This is a genomic window from Microcystis sp. LE19-10.1B (assembly GCF_027530565.1).
Classification (GTDB): domain Bacteria; phylum Cyanobacteriota; class Cyanobacteriia; order Cyanobacteriales; family Microcystaceae; genus Microcystis; species Microcystis aeruginosa.
This window is the reverse complement of sequence record NZ_JAPZQM010000737.1, coordinates 1-14,817: the sequence shown is the minus strand read 5'-3', so window position 1 is coordinate 14,817 and position 14,817 is coordinate 1. Positions and strand designations below refer to the sequence as shown.

Sequence of the window (14,817 nt, the reverse complement as noted above, 5' to 3'; positions counted from 1 at the left end):
GTCAGTCTGTAGAGCGACCATAAGACCAGAACAGAGTAAATCTGTTAAGGCAGGTGCGAAAAATCCTTCGGGAAAGAAGCAGAAACCTAAATCGTGAGGTTTGGGAATCACCGTCCGTTTACGGCGGTGAGGATGTCAAGGATGCTTGTATCCAGATAGAATATCAGCGTCTATTTGCCTAAAACAAAACCCCACCATGGGTGGGGTTTCGGGTTTAATTTAGGAAATCCTAGAAGGTAAAGGTTCCGCGGAGAGTGCCAATCCACTCGTTACCAGTGCCTTTGAACTGTTCAGGTGCAGAAATCCAGATGACACCGGGGGTGATAGAAATATTGTCGGTGACTTGGTACTTGTAGAACAATTCAACGTGGTAGGGAACGATGTTAGATACTTTTAGCCCCATGTCTCGGAAGCTTAAGTGACCGATGTAGGGCTGCGCACCAGCAAACAGACCTAAGATATTTCCTTCTTTACCCAAGTCGGGGAAGGCAATACCAGCACCGTAGGTCCACACTTCCGCATCACCGAGACCGAGTAAACGCACGGTGGAGTAGGAACCGAAGGCACTCAAGCTGGCGAAACCAAGATCCACTGCACCGGTTAAACCGTAGCTATTGGATACTTTGGCTCCGAAGTTGAAGAAACCGACTTCATCCTGTAGGGTGACGCTATCAGGATCGTTGCCGTTGACGTTGAGCAGGGTATTTAACTGAGTTTGGGAAAGGTTAGCGGCGGAAGTACCCGTTACACCGAAGGAACCACCGTTACCGAAGATGGCGGTATCGGCACCTTGGTAAGCGTTAACGTAGGTGAAGCCGACGTTGAGGAAGTTAAAGAGGTTAGCGTTAATCTGTGCTAAAGCGGCGTAATCTCCGTTAAAGAGACCATTACCCGGGTTAGGATTGGCCGCAGAACTAGAGCCACCACCACCGGCTAAGTAACCCAAGGATAGGGAGGTCGGACCGACAATGCTTTGGAGGAAGCCTAATTGTAGGCTAACACCACCCCCAGAACCACCACCGATACGGTAGATGGGGTTTTCGGAAGCGAAGGTAGATAGCGCACCATTACCACCGTCGAAGTCTTCAAAGAAGGGGTTAGTGGTGGGAACGAAGTCATTCCAAATACCACCCCAAGCGGCGACGTAGGTACTGAAGCGACCAAAATAACCTAAGTCAATCGGGGTATAGTAGGCCAACCAGTCGAGAACCACATCGCTACCGTTACCGGCCGCGGTCCAAGTTTGGAATAGGGAAGGGCTTTGCAGATTATCGAATCTGACGGAAGCGGGATCACCATTTTGTAGTGTGGTGGTCGATTTGTAATCAAATCCGAAGGGAGTGGCACTACCCGCCGCTAAACGAGTTTTCAATACGTCCTGACCGGTGAAGCTCGTGTTTAACAGCAAACGAGCGCGGTATTGCATGGCGGCCTGGGAGGCGGGGCTACCGGCACCGACCGTATCGGTGACAGCGAAGATAACTTCCCCAGCTAATTTGGTGGTGGTGGAGAATTGGTTATTTTCGAGGAAAGACACCCGGCTTTCTAAGTTATCAACTCTAGCTCCCAACGCCGCTAACTCAGCTTGGAACTCATCCATCAAGCGCTTGAGGGCATCTAAGTCTTCCTTGAGGACGTTGACACCATCTTGAATTAAACGTTCCATGACGTTTAAGCAAGCGTTTAAACCAGCCGCAAATTCCCAACGGGTTAAAGCTCGGTCGCCGCGGAAGGTGCGATCGGGATAACCAACAATACAACCATAGCGTTCAACTAAACTTCTTAAAGCCTCGAAAGCCCAAGCGGTGGGGGAAACATCCCGCAGTTGGTTAACGCTGGTGACTTGATCGATGGTGTTGCCCTGTACGGGTGCAACTTGACCTTCGTTACCGTACTGTTCGATCTGATTGAGTAATTCGCCAGTTCCTGCAGCGTTGTCCTGAACTTGAGCGATTTCTAGATTGTTAAATTCGGTAGAAACACTGGTAGATTTGGCGGGATCGAAGCTACTAGCATTAGCGGAAGCTACTAGGGTAGCCCCTAAAATCGCTGGGCTAACCAGCAATGATTTCCAGAACATTCTTAACATGATGGTTTTTTCCTCACACCTTATAGGTTGACTACACAGTTTGACGACGCATATAGCCTTTCTATTCTTTTGCCATTATACACAATTTAATTACTTAGGGAAAGATGCGATCTCATTTTTTTTCCCTTGACCAGTTGAAAAAGTGGCCACCCTGTCGCTCCTGACGGCACTTAAACAAAAACTAAAGTAGGTTAGAATCCTTACACAGAGAAAACTTAAGCTCATACAACAGGCTCGTCTAGACGAGTCGGGCAAGGTTCTGTGATTTTGATAACGGCCACTGAACTGGGTTGTTGTCAGGTTAATTGATGATTTCTCTGGTGGCACTCTTAATATGGAGTGATGTCTAATGGGCAAAACTTAACGCCGATAAAAACAGAGACAAGACCATGAAAAAAAGAAAGATAGCCAATACACTGCGTAAAGCCTTGCTAGAAGATGGCAAGATGGAACGCGCTCTCTATGAATACGAATTAGAAGAACACATAGACTACTGGTACGAAGGGCTCAAGTCCGACCGTGATCAGTTTGTCTTTGCCGTCACGGAAAACTCCGGTGATGTGGCAATGGTATTGATTACGCCGGGTAAAACTATCTATGTCAATGAGGAGGCGAGAGAGAAACTCTCTCAATTCTGGATAAAAGCTTATGAGAATAATATAAATCAACTCATTCCCATGATGGCAGAGAATTTGGCCAATGATATTATCTCGGTGACAGGCGTTAAAATGGTGTCCCCAAACCAGAAGCGGCGCTGGGTTAGTTTGCGCCCGTAGAGTTAAAGTCAAGAAAGGCTCACTTAGGAAAAAATTGGTATTACTTCTGGTTCTGGGGTTCCCAGATGACGGGAAACCCTCAAAAACTATCCGCCCTTACCAATTGCTCGGTAAGGGCGGTGTAGCGGGTCATCGGAATCGACACCAGACTGCCGGAAGGAACTCCAGCTAGTCTAAATCTTGTTTAGACGTGGGGGTCTAGAGAACAGCCCCGGCGCACAGCCGGCTATTGTCGATTAGGAGACCCATGCTTTTACTACTTTCTACCATCGACATCACCTCCTGTATCCCTTAACGGATTGATTATCAAATTTATCTGTAATTAGCTTAACGCAGCTGTGCGGAAAAAATCAAGGCCGGCAGCTAAAAATTTTTTCGGCAGGCTTAGTTGGCCCCCAAAATGTAGGTGGAGATAGGAAGCGTGCAGATTCTTACCTTGCCACCCTTCGGCATTGATAGCACTTTTGGGGAATGCTTGCAGTTGATAAATCGGTGCGTCGCTCACCCCGCTTAATTGGGAGCGATGGAATTCATGGCCGCGCACTGGTTGACCTGCTTTGAGCAGGATCGTCTCCTGTTTGGCGATGGCTTGCCGATAACCTAGGGTTAATTTCGGGGACATTATAGCAGATTGGGGGATTATTTGCAACATAGAATGGTTTTTTTGCTCAAAATCAACTATTTTGTCACATAAATACATTAATCCCCCACATTCGGCGTAGGTGGGCATTCCAGAGGCGATCGCTTTTCTCACCTGAGTTAAGATAGGGGTGTTAGCCGCTAATTCCGGGGCAAAGATTTCGGGAAAACCGCCACCAAAGTACAACCCTTGCAGGTTTTCGGGCAAATTTGCCCCTTGCAAGGGACTCCAAAAGATTAATTCCGCGCCTAAATTGGCTAAAATATCGAGATTATCGGGATAATAAAAGTTAAAAGCCTTATCTCTGGCAATACCGATACGGATAGGGGGAAAAAGCTTATTTGCTCCTGGGGGATTTTTCGGGTTCTCTTGGGGAGAAATAGTGAGTAAAGGCAAGAGAATGTCCCAATTAAAGCAGTTTTGGGCAATAGAAGCCAGTTGATCTTGCAGTTGCCTGATTTCTCCTAGTTCATCCCTGGGAACCAATCCTAGATGGCGATCGGGAATTGTCAGGGAATCTTGACGACGCAAAACCCCGACAATCGGCATATTGATCGATTCTAGGGCGGTTTGCAGTAATTGCAGGTGGCGATCGCTGCTAACCCGATTGAGGATAACTCCGGCTAGATGAAGATTTTTGTCTAAAGATTGATAACCGCGGACAATAGCGGCGACAGAGGTAGATAAACGACTACAATCGATAACTAACAGCAGAGGAAGCCCTAAAATACGGGCAATATGGGCAGTACTGGCATAATCGGGAAATTGAGTATCGCTTAATTGAATACCATCAAATAGCCCCATTACCCCTTCAATCAGAGCATAATCGACATTTTGACAATGTTGGGCAAAACAGGTTTTTACATAGTCTTCAGAAGTTAAAACCGGATCGAGATTGCGACAGGGGCGACCGGTAAAATGACTATGGAACATGGGATCGATATAATCGGGCCCGACTTTAAAAGATTGCACTCGATCGCCACGACTGATTAAATAGGCCAAGATTGCCAGAGTAATCGTAGTTTTACCGACTCCGCTTCTTTCTCCTGCGATGATCATTATTAGTTGTTTTTTTTCGAGATCGAGCTAGACTTAATTAACCTGTTACACAATCAATTCTAAGGCTTGCCAACGGCTAATAGAGTCAATTTTGGCCGCTAACTGGTTCCTGTGTCAATCGACTTTTTTTTATTAGCGGCGAAATCAATTTGACCACGTTTAGGATCATTGTCATCATCTCTAGACAACCAGCTATTGTTCTGACTTTCCCAAAAACCAGAGACTTCCTCCCCCACCATTAAGATAGGCTAAGACGCATTTTAACCGCCTATCCTTAAGATTGGCTAAATCTCCTCAAATCCCTTTACTGTTGCAAGAGTGCCTCATCTCAACAAGCAATTTAAATTCGCGGGCAGCTTAAGTAGGGAGGCACAATTATTTGTAGGATGGGTTAGCGGTAGCGTAACATAATCGGGCGTTGGGTTTCATGCTTCAACCCAACCTACGTTCATCTTATAGCAATTCCCATAGTTGTGAGGTACAGAGTCTTAGGTTTTGAGGAGTCAGGAGTCAGGAGTCAGGATTCAGGATTCAGGATTCAGGATTCAGGATTCGGGATTCAGGAGTTAAGATTTTGGTGTACCTCATGAGATTGGGAAACGCTATATATTTAATTCCACCCACCCACTTAACTGCTAGATTAGCTGACCAATTTTGTTTAGCTGTTAATTTTTGTAAAAAAAACATCGTCTGTATCCTATTGTACAGCTAGACTAAAAATATCTAGAAAAAGCAGTTAGATCGGCAAGAGGGAAAAGGTAAAAACCCTGACTGGGAGATGAGGGGTAAATACGCAAATAATCCTAAATTACCGCTCTAAGATTGGCTTTACCGACAGCAAGAGACCAGATTAATCAGGCAAATATCGTCAAATAAACTAATCAATATAGCTTCTTAGGTGTCTGGGAGTGAAAAAAGACAGAGAACGGAGTTTTTCTAGTTTCTATAACTGCACTAATCAGAGACCTGGAACTTAGCTCTAAACCGACAACTAAATTATCAGGAGAATTGGGGTTATGCCGACTCTACACACGCTGACCAATGATAGTATCTCTTGTCCCTTGCCCGATCGCGTGGAGAACGTCAATTTCCACTACGAATTAGAAAATCAATTTCATCCCACCTACGGCCTCGAAAACCTAGGCATGAAAAATCTCGGTCGCGTTTATCGCAATCTTTCCGTACCGCAATTAGTCGAACAGGCGATCGAACGTCATGAGGGCGTTTTAGCCGATAATGGGGCTTTAGTGGTGGAAACGGGTAAATATACCGGTCGTTCCCCCAAAGATAAATTCATTGTCAAAGAAGCCAATAGCGAAAAGGAAATCGACTGGAATCAGCATAATGCCCCGATTAGCGAGGAAAAATTCCAGCAGTTATACCGAAAAGTCCTCGCCTATGTACAGGGAAAAGACCTATATATCTTCGATGGTTACGTCGGGTCCGATCCTAATTGTCGCTTTGGCGTGCGCGTTGTCACCGAAATCGCCTATCATAACCTCTTTGCCCATCAGTTATTCCTCCGGCCCAGTGCGATCGAACTAGCTGCCCATCAAACTGATTTTACTGTGATTGCCCTGCCGGGGTTACAGGGAGATCCCGAAGATGACGACCTGAACAGCGAAGCCTTTATCGTCCTCAACCTAGCCAAAAAAATCGTTCTCATCGGTGGCACTCGCTACGCTGGCGAAATCAAAAAATCCGTCTTCTCGATGATGAACTACCTGATGACCAAACAAGGGGTTTTACCGATGCACGGTGCCGCTAACATTGATAAACACGGTCATACGGCCCTCTTTTTCGGTCTCTCCGGTACGGGTAAAACCACCCTTTCCGCCGATCCTAAACGCAGCCTCATCGGTGATGATGAACACGGTTGGTCAGAAGACGGCATTTTTAACTTTGAAGGCGGTTGTTACGCTAAAACCATCCGTTTAAGTGCCGAATACGAACCCCAAATCTGGGCGGCGATTCAATTTGGCACTATTCTCGAAAACGTGATCCTTTCCCCCGATAATCGCCTTCCCGACTACGATGATGGACGTTTGACCGAAAACACCCGCGCCGCCTATCCCCTGCGTTATATCCCTAATTGTGCCGTATCTGGCATGGGAACCCACCCGAAAACTATTATCTTCTTAACTGCCGATGCTTTTGGGGTACTGCCACCAATCGCCAAATTAACCACGAACCAGGCGATGTATCATTTCCTCTCCGGCTATACTAGCAAATTAGCGGGAACGGAACGGGGAATCACCGCCCCACAGGTGACTTTTTCCAGTTGTTTCGGTCAATGTTTCTTCCCCCTCTCACCCCTCGTCTATGCCCAAATGTTAGGGGAACGTTTAGAACAACACCCCGAAACCTCCGTTTATCTGATTAATACTGGTTGGTCCGGCGGTCCCTACGGAGTCGGCGATCGCATTTCGATCAAACACACCCGTGCTATGGTTTCCGCCGCTTTAAATGGCGATTTAGAGGAAGTCGTTTTCCATCCTCATCCCATCTTTCAAGTTCTCGTTCCCGAAATTGTCCCCGGAGTTCCCAAAAAAATCCTCGACCCGCGACAAGCATGGCAAGATGGCGAATCCTACGACCTACAAGCGCGAGAATTGGCCCATCGTTTCGTGGAAAATTTCCGTCAATTTACCACTGCCTCCCAAGAAATCATTGCAGCCGGTCCAATTTGGGAATAACAGCATCAAGGAATCGGTTTTAACGAAGGCAGGAGTCAGGAGTCAGGAGTCAGTATTCAGGAGTCAGGAGTCAGTATTCATGAGTCAGGAGTCAGTATTCAGGAGTCAGGAGTCAGTATTCAGGAGTCAGGAGTCAGGAGTCAGGAGTCAGTATTCAGTATTCAGGAGTCAGTATTCAGTATTCAGGAGTCAGTATTCAGTATTCAGGAGTCAGGAGTCAGGAGTCAGGAGTCAGGAGTCAGTATTCAGGAGTCAGCTTCTGAAGGCAAGAGGCAACAGGCAAGAGGCAAAAGACAGAATCTGACAATTCTCCTACCTAAAAAGAAGGTTAGAAACTAAGCACATCAAAGCTTTTAGCTTAACCAATTAGGTCTTAGATTCGGCCCTTGTTGTCAGATGTGAGTTTTCAGTTCACTGTTTACTGTTTACTGAAAAAAGGCTCCCCACTTCCCCACTTCCCCACTTCCCCACTTCCCCCTCTCCGGTGCTTCCTACACCCTTCTATTGCCCATAGCTTGTCCGGCGAGATAACCAGTGGTCCAAGCGCTTTGAAAATTAAATCCCCCCGTGACTGCATCGATATCTAGTACCTCCCCAGCAAAATATAACCCCGGACAGATTTTACTTTCCATAGTTTTAAAATCCACTTCCTGAAGATTCACTCCCCCAGAGGTGACAAATTCCTCCTTAAACACTCCTTTCCCTTTGATTTGATATTCCCCTTGCTGTAATTCCATCATCAATCTATTGAGAGTATTTTTAGATAATTCTGCCCAGGGAGTTTCCGAGTTAACAGTCAAGTAACTTAATAAACTCTGCCAAAGACGCTTAGGTAACTGTTCAAAAGGACAATAATTAAAAAGTTTTCTTTTGGGATATTCACTTTTAGTTTGTAAGATAATTTCTCGCAATTTTTCAGGATGATAATCCCCCAACCAATTAATGATTAAAGGCATTCGGTAATGATGCTCGTGAAGCACCCGCGCTCCCCAAGCAGAGAGTTTTAAAATAGCCGGTCCACTAACTCCCCAATGGGTAATTAATAAAGGTCCGATTTGTTCTAATTTGCTTCCCCCAAGACGAACTCGCACTTTATCCACAGTAACCCCTAACAAATCTTTCAGACGAGCATCGGCAATTTGAAAGGTAAATAAAGAAGGGACAGGAGAGACTAAAGAATGACCTAAATCTTGAGCGGTGCGATAACCAAAAGGACTACTTCCCGTAGCAATTAACAGCTTATCTGCCCTAATTTGCTCATCTTTTTTTAATTCAATTAAAAAACTTTCTTCCTGTTTTTTAACCGATTTAACTGGGGAATTTAGCCTTAAATCAACCCCAGCAAAAGTCGCACTTTCCCGCAGACAATTAACAATAGTTTCAGAATTATCGGTGCTGGGAAACATTCGTCCATCCGCTTCTGTTTTGAGTTTTACCCCCCGCAATTCAAACCATTTAATAGTATCTTGGGGTTGAAACCGACTAAAAGCTCCCCGTAGTGCTTTGCCACCGCGAGGATAATAATTAACCAATTGGGAAACATCAAAACAATGATGGGTGACATTACAGCGTCCCCCTCCCGAAATCCGCACTTTAACTAGAGGTTCTTTTGCCGCTTCTAGGATAGTAACGCCAGCTTTTGGGTTAGATTCTGCCGCTTTAATTGCGCCAAAAAATCCCGCTGCCCCGCCACCAATTACGACTATTTGAGTCATATATCAAGGAAAAAGTTAAGTTTAAACCGCCAAAAATCGCTGAATGACTTCTTGACTTAATTCGCTCGTGAAACCGGAAGCAACAATTCCCCCTTTCTGCATGGCGTAATATCGATCAGCTTGGCGGACAAAATGCAGGTGTTGTTCTACTAATAAAACGGCGATTCCTTTACTGGCAACAATACGCCGCACCGCTGCTTCAATTTCGAGAATAATTGACGGTTGAATTCCTTCCGTGGGTTCATCTAAAATTAATAATTTTGGTTCCCCCACTAAAGCGCGAGCGATGGCTAATTGCTGTTGTTGTCCACCGCTTAAATCTCCTCCCATCCGCGATAACATGGTTTTTAAAACGGGAAATAAATCAAAGATTTCTTCGGGAATTGTGGCATTTTTTCTTTTTGTGGGTAAAGCTTCCAAACCGAGAGTTAAATTCTCTTTTACCGTTAAACGGGGAATAATATCCCTACCCTGCGGCACATAACCCAGTCCTAATCTGGCTCTTTGATCTGAGGTTTTATTAATCAGGTTTTCTTGCTCATAATTAATTGTTCCCGCTCGCGGTTTTAAGATACCCATCAAGGTTTTTAATAGGGTAGTTTTACCCACGCCATTACGTCCGATTAAACAGACCATTTCTCCCGCATTAATGTTAAGGTCAACATCTCTTAAAATATGACTTTCTCCGTAGTAAACATTGAGTTCAGATATGTGTAACATTGTCAACCCTTTTTAACTAATTTTAATCCTTTGACTTTTTATTCTTCCGAGGAACCTAGATAAACTTCAATAACTTTCGGATCATTTTGAATTTGCTCCATATTCCCCTCACAGAGAACAGTTCCTTGGTGTAAAACCGTGACTTTGCGGGCAATTTGACGGACAAATTCCATATCATGTTCAATGACAATAATCGAATGACTTTCCGCTAAATTTAATAACAAATTACCCACGTTTTCCGTTTCTTCATCGGTTAATCCTGCCACGGGTTCATCTACTAGCAGTAAATCTGGTGACTGGGCTACTAATTGTCCTATTTCTAAGCGTTGTTTTTCCCCGTGGGAAAGTAAAGAAGCGGATAAATCAGCTTTAGCAGTTAACCCGATAATTTCCAATAAACCAATAACTTGTCTGCTATCTTCTAGGGGAGGACGACCGAAAAGAGTCGAGAAAACATTTTTATTACGGTTGCTAACTAAATCGAGATTTTCTCGGACAGTTAGATTTAAATATACCCTGGGAGTTTGGAATTTGCGACCAATACCTAAACGAGCGATCGCATATTCGGGAATTTTGCGGAGATCTCGACCTTTAAATAATACCCGTCCGATGGTGGGTTGCACTTTCCCCGTAATCACATCTAAAAAAGTGGTTTTTCCCGCACCATTGGGACCGATAATCACCCGTAATTCTCCCGTATCCATACTGAAATTAAGATTATTGAGAGCTTTAAAACCCCCAAAACTAACGGTAAGATTCTCGATTTCTAAGATTTTTCCAGTCATAATTTCTAAGAGGGAATTGGGAAGTATTTTCAGTGAACAGTCAGCAGTAATCAGTGAACTGAAAACTCACATCTGATAACTGATAACTGATAACTGATAACTGATAACTGATAACTGATAGCTAAGGTCACTTATGCTCTAATTCTTCTCTTTCCAGTTGCACTTCCGGAGCTTCCTCAATACTAGGATAGGTAATTAAAGTTTTGCGGAAACCAAAATGAGTCAGCAAACGTTTAATCCCACCGAGAAGACCATCGGGAAGCACTGTCACCACAATTAGGAATAGGGCCCCTTGGAAAAATACCCAGACTTCCGGAAATTGTTCGCTTAAAAAAGTTTGGGCTAGGCGTACTAATAAAGTACCGACAACTGCCCCCACAAGGGTAGCACGTCCCCCCACAGCCACCCAAATCACCATTTCAATGGAAAAAGCCACATCCATAGAGTTAGGGGTGATAATTCCCGTTTGCACGGTATAAAGAGCGCCGGCAACACCGGCAATCGCCCCAGAAATGGCAAAAACTAACACCTTAAACCAAGTAGGATCATAACCGGAAAAACGGACACGCACCTCATCATCGCGAATGGCGACTAACAAGCGCCCAAATCTGCCGGTAGTTAACCAACGACAGAGCAGATAAATAGCCAGTAAACAGACAATTGTGAGTAAATAAAAGGCCACTTGAACGGCATCGGAACCCACCAGCAAACCGAAAATTGTTTGGGTATCGGTTTTTAAGCCATTAGTGCCGTTAATTAACTTCTGTTGACCGTTAAAAAAGTTAAAAAATACCAGTAAAGCCGCTTGGGTTAAAATCGAAAAATAAACCCCTTTAATGCGGTTGCGGAAGATTAAATAACCCAATAATCCTGCCACGATCGCTGGTACGATAATTAGGGCTAGAATTGTCAAAGGTAGGGAATAAAAAGGTTGCCAAATAAAAGGTAATTCTGTCACCCCGTAGAGAGTAAAAAATTCGGGCATTTGTCCGGGGGGTAACTGAAGATTTAGGTACATGGCCAAAGCGTAACCACCGAGGGCAAAAAAGATGCCATGACCAAGACTTAATAAACCCGTATAACCCCAGATTAAATCTATCCCCAAAGCAACAATAGCGAGGGAAAGAAATCGCCCCAATAAACGCAAGCGGAAAGCCGACAAAGCTAAGGGCAGTAACACCGCAAAGATGACCACTAAACCAACAATAACAGCGATTTCCGTGATTAACTTTTTCTTTTCCCGTTGTCGGGATTCGTTTCTAGTGATGGTTTCGCTAATCATAATCTATAACTCGGCAGTACGTCCTTTAGGAGGAAAAATTCCCGCAGGTTTGAATTGCAAGAAAGCAATAATTAAAGCAAAAATCATCACTTTTGCCATGCTAGTGGTGGAGAAAAAGGTGAAGAAATCCGTTAGGGGTTTTAGTGCTTCTACGGAACCAAAAATCAGGGCAAAAGTTCCCGAACCAATTAAATAATTAGCCACACCGATGGCCATAGCTGCGATAATAGTTCCCAGGAGATTACCCACTCCCCCCACCACCACTACCATGAAGGTATCAACGATATAATTTTGTCCCACGTTTGGACCTACGGAACCCAAGAAACTAATCGCACAACCGGCAACTCCAGCTAATCCCGAACCGAGGGCAAAAGTCAAAGCATCCACTTGATTAGTGGGAATGCCTAAACAGGAACTCATCTGGCGATTTTGGGTGACGGCACGAATGCGTAAACCCCAAGAAGATTTATTTAAAAACCAATAGGTTCCTAACAAACAAATGGCAGTTAAAATGATAATAAATAGACGGGTGTAGGGCATTTGAAAACCGGGTAAAGGTAAACCTCCCCGTAACCAAACAGGAGCGGTGACATCGACGTTTCTGGCACTAAACCAGGGTCGAGCGAGAACCGGATTAAAAGATAAAAGATAGCCTAATAATCCAGCGATAGCTAGGGATAAAGGCAGGGTGATACCAATAGCTAAATTGCGAATTCTCTCCCAATCTAGGCGACGACTTAACAGCGTCATCGCCCCAAAAAATAACAGACAGAAAACTATCAAACTAATTACTAATAAGCCGTTGACACTTCTGACAAATTGCTGCAGAATTAAGCTGACTCCCCAAGTAGCCAGCAGCGTTTCTAGGGGTCTGCCGTAGAGGAACCTAATCACCCCCCTTTCTAATAATAATCCTGCCAATCCCGACACCAAAAAAGCGATCGGTAGGGCGAATAAAACATAAGTATCAAAGAGGGGAGAACCGAAACCTTTAAAGATATTCTGCACCACAAAAGTAGTATAAGCCCCTAACATCATTAACTCACCGTGAGCGAGATTAATTACCCCCATCAGTCCAAAGACAATCGCTAGTCCTAAAGCGGCCAGCAATAGCACAGAACCGATGCTAATACCATTAAATAATCCTTCTAATAATGCTGACACTTTTCCTTATTCCCGTGCATTTTTAAGGTTTAAAAAGAGGGGTGAACAGTAATGCCCACCTCACCCTCGTTATTGTCCAGAAAAATTCCTAAAACTAGGATTTTTCCATTTTGAACTTACCGCCCTTAGCCGGATCCGTCCAGTCACAGGCAAAGCCCTTAGTTTCGGGGACAAATTGGTTCCAGGGTTGCGGATCCACTACCCCCGGAGTTGACCAAACGATGTTAAATAGACCATCATCTCTCACCTGACCAATGCGGACGGTTTTGGAGATATGATGATTGGGGAACATTTCCACCGGTCCTTCGGGAGCATCGAATTTCTGTCCTACGGCTGCGGCGCGAACTTTGTCGAGATCATCGGCGGTTGCCGCTTGTTCCACCGCTTGCTTCCAGAGATAGACCATGATGTAGGCCGCTTCCATGGGGTCATTGGTCACGCGATCCTCACCATATTTAGCTCGAAAAGCCGCAACAAATTTCTTGTTAGCGGGGGTATCTACGGTTTGGAAATAGTTCCAACAAGCGTATTGACCGAGGAGATATTCCTTACCGATTTGTTTAACTTCTTCCTCGGCAACACTCACCGACATGACCGGATATTTATCGGGAGTTAAACCGGCCGCTTGCAGTTGTTTAAAGAAAGCCACGTTACTGTCACCGTTAAGGGTGTTGAAAATAACGCCACCATCGGGTAAAGCTTGCTTAATTTTGGTAATAATCGGGGTAACTTCCGTGTTACCTAGGGGTAGATAGTCTTCGCCCACGGTTTCGCCGCCTTTCGCCTTTAACTGCTCTTTAATGATCGTGTTGGCAGTGCGGGGGAAAACGTAGTCGGAACCGACGAGGAAGAATTTTTTCCCTTTATTTTCCAGCAACCAAGTCACTGCCGGCTCGATCTGTTGGTTGGGGGCAGCACCGGTGTAAAAGATATTTCTAGAACACTCTTGACCCTCGTACTGGACGGGATACCAGAGCATATGGTTTTTGGCTTCAAACACGGGTAAAACTGCCTGACGACTGGCGGAAGTCCAACAACCGAAGACAGTCACAACTTTGTCCTGATCGATCAGTTTGGTGGCTTTTTCGGTAAAAGTTGGCCAATCGGAAGCGCCATCTTCCACCACTGCCTCGATCTGTTTACCAAGAACACCACCGGCGGCATTGATTTCCTCGATCGCCAGTTTTTCCGCATCAACTACGCTGGTTTCACTGATGGCCATGGTGCCACTGAGGGAGTGCAGAATACCCACCTTAATTGTCTCTCCAGAGGCTGGGGCGGGACTAGCAGCCGGGCTAGGACTAGCCGTGGGGGTTTGGCTTTGATTGCCACCACAAGCTTTTAACAGAATACTGGTTCCCAAAGCGGCAGAACCGTACAGGAGAAATTTACGTCGTCCTAAATTTGACATGATGATCTTGAACTAACCTCGCTGACAATATTAGCTACTTCACACGGATGTTTTTGCTGAGGAGATTTTCGGGAATCTTTCTACGAATATCTGTGTGATATTACGGCTAGGTTAGCAGATTTTTTGTAATTTTCGCTACTTTTTAGATGTTTTTTGTAATTTTTTGCTACTTTTTTCCCAAAAATTAATGATTTTTCTGGAATTTACCTCAGTTTTTTAGCTATCAGGAGTCGGGAGGCAGGAGGCAGGAGTCAGGAGTCAGGAGTCAGGAGACAGGAGGCAGGAGTCGGGAGATAGGAGACAGGAGACAGGAGACAGGAGACAGGAGATTATTTCTATTTAGGGCTTGCTGAATAATGGTAAAACCCTTTTAAAATAAAGCTTTTGACCTGTTAAAGTCCGATGTTCATGCTGCGAAAATAGGATTGGGACTTTCAAAAACCTTGCATTATCCTTCTTGTAGTACATCGCTTGGTACAA

10 protein-coding genes are annotated in these 14,817 nt (G+C 44.9%); 2 read left to right on the top strand and 8 right to left on the bottom strand.

Annotated elements, in window-relative coordinates:
* Window positions 1-229: 229 nt before the first annotated feature.
* Window positions 230-2,089, bottom strand: coding sequence for an iron uptake porin (locus tag O9332_RS26560; protein WP_002759873.1), 1,860 nt, complete (start codon window positions 2,087-2,089; stop codon window positions 230-232).
* Between the two features lie 389 nt (window positions 2,090-2,478).
* Between O9332_RS26560 and O9332_RS26555 the strand changes: the two genes are divergently transcribed.
* Window positions 2,479-2,865: a hypothetical protein gene (locus O9332_RS26555; RefSeq protein ID WP_002759871.1), complete on the top strand. Its 387-nt coding sequence runs from the start codon at window positions 2,479-2,481 to the stop codon at window positions 2,863-2,865.
* Between the two features lie 322 nt (window positions 2,866-3,187).
* Here the strand turns inward: O9332_RS26555 and O9332_RS26550 are convergent, their stop codons facing one another.
* Window positions 3,188-4,564: a cobyrinic acid a,c-diamide synthase CobB gene (locus O9332_RS26550; RefSeq protein ID WP_288028055.1), complete on the bottom strand. Its 1,377-nt coding sequence runs from the start codon at window positions 4,562-4,564 to the stop codon at window positions 3,188-3,190.
* A gap of 1,016 nt (window positions 4,565-5,580) precedes the next feature.
* Here O9332_RS26550 and pckA point away from each other — a divergent pair.
* Complete coding sequence (pckA, locus tag O9332_RS26545; RefSeq protein ID WP_147071820.1) at window positions 5,581-7,260, top strand: phosphoenolpyruvate carboxykinase (ATP); 1,680 nt, start codon at window positions 5,581-5,583, stop codon at window positions 7,258-7,260.
* A gap of 491 nt (window positions 7,261-7,751) precedes the next feature.
* On the opposite strand, the gene O9332_RS26540 is transcribed toward pckA, so the two are convergent.
* The 6 genes from O9332_RS26540 to urtA form a co-directional block, all read right to left on the bottom strand.
* On the bottom strand, window positions 7,752-8,975 hold the full coding sequence (locus O9332_RS26540) for a BaiN/RdsA family NAD(P)/FAD-dependent oxidoreductase (RefSeq protein ID WP_288028053.1): 1,224 nt from the start codon (window positions 8,973-8,975) through the stop codon (window positions 7,752-7,754).
* Between the two features lie 21 nt (window positions 8,976-8,996).
* Window positions 8,997-9,695, bottom strand: coding sequence for an urea ABC transporter ATP-binding subunit UrtE (gene urtE / locus O9332_RS26535; RefSeq protein ID WP_002759861.1), 699 nt, complete (start codon window positions 9,693-9,695; stop codon window positions 8,997-8,999).
* A 38-nt stretch (window positions 9,696-9,733) separates the two neighbouring features.
* Entirely contained in the window at window positions 9,734-10,480 is a 747-nt protein-coding gene (urtD, locus tag O9332_RS26530) for an urea ABC transporter ATP-binding protein UrtD (RefSeq protein WP_002759860.1), read from the bottom strand.
* Window positions 10,481-10,607: 127 nt separating this feature from the next.
* A complete protein-coding gene (gene urtC / locus O9332_RS26525) occupies window positions 10,608-11,762 on the bottom strand; it encodes an urea ABC transporter permease subunit UrtC (RefSeq protein ID WP_288028050.1) in 1,155 nt (384 codons plus the stop codon).
* 3 nt (window positions 11,763-11,765) lie between these two features.
* Window positions 11,766-12,926: an ABC transporter permease subunit gene (locus O9332_RS26520; protein WP_288028048.1), complete on the bottom strand. Its 1,161-nt coding sequence runs from the start codon at window positions 12,924-12,926 to the stop codon at window positions 11,766-11,768.
* A gap of 94 nt (window positions 12,927-13,020) precedes the next feature.
* Window positions 13,021-14,337 (bottom strand): urea ABC transporter substrate-binding protein, encoded by a 1,317-nt coding sequence (gene urtA / locus O9332_RS26515; RefSeq protein WP_002759855.1) that lies wholly within the window; start codon window positions 14,335-14,337, stop codon window positions 13,021-13,023.
* Window positions 14,338-14,817: the final 480 nt, after the last annotated feature.

What these genes read in the sequence shown, in the direction of transcription:
- O9332_RS26560 (WP_002759873.1), bottom strand. Translation starts at nt 2,089, where the DNA reads ATGTTAAGAATGTTCTGGAAATCATTGCTGGTTAGCCCAGCGATTTTA.
- O9332_RS26555 (WP_002759871.1), top strand. Translation starts at nt 2,479, where the DNA reads ATGAAAAAAAGAAAGATAGCCAATACACTGCGTAAAGCCTTGCTAGAA.
- O9332_RS26550 (WP_288028055.1), bottom strand. Translation starts at nt 4,564, where the DNA reads ATGATCATCGCAGGAGAAAGAAGCGGAGTCGGTAAAACTACGATTACT.
- pckA (WP_147071820.1), top strand. Translation starts at nt 5,581, where the DNA reads ATGCCGACTCTACACACGCTGACCAATGATAGTATCTCTTGTCCCTTG.
- O9332_RS26540 (WP_288028053.1), bottom strand. Translation starts at nt 8,975, where the DNA reads ATGACTCAAATAGTCGTAATTGGTGGCGGGGCAGCGGGATTTTTTGGC.
- urtE (WP_002759861.1), bottom strand. Translation starts at nt 9,695, where the DNA reads ATGTTACACATATCTGAACTCAATGTTTACTACGGAGAAAGTCATATT.
- urtD (WP_002759860.1), bottom strand. Translation starts at nt 10,480, where the DNA reads ATGACTGGAAAAATCTTAGAAATCGAGAATCTTACCGTTAGTTTTGGG.
- urtC (WP_288028050.1), bottom strand. Translation starts at nt 11,762, where the DNA reads ATGATTAGCGAAACCATCACTAGAAACGAATCCCGACAACGGGAAAAG.
- urtA (WP_002759855.1), bottom strand. Translation starts at nt 14,337, where the DNA reads ATGTCAAATTTAGGACGACGTAAATTTCTCCTGTACGGTTCTGCCGCT.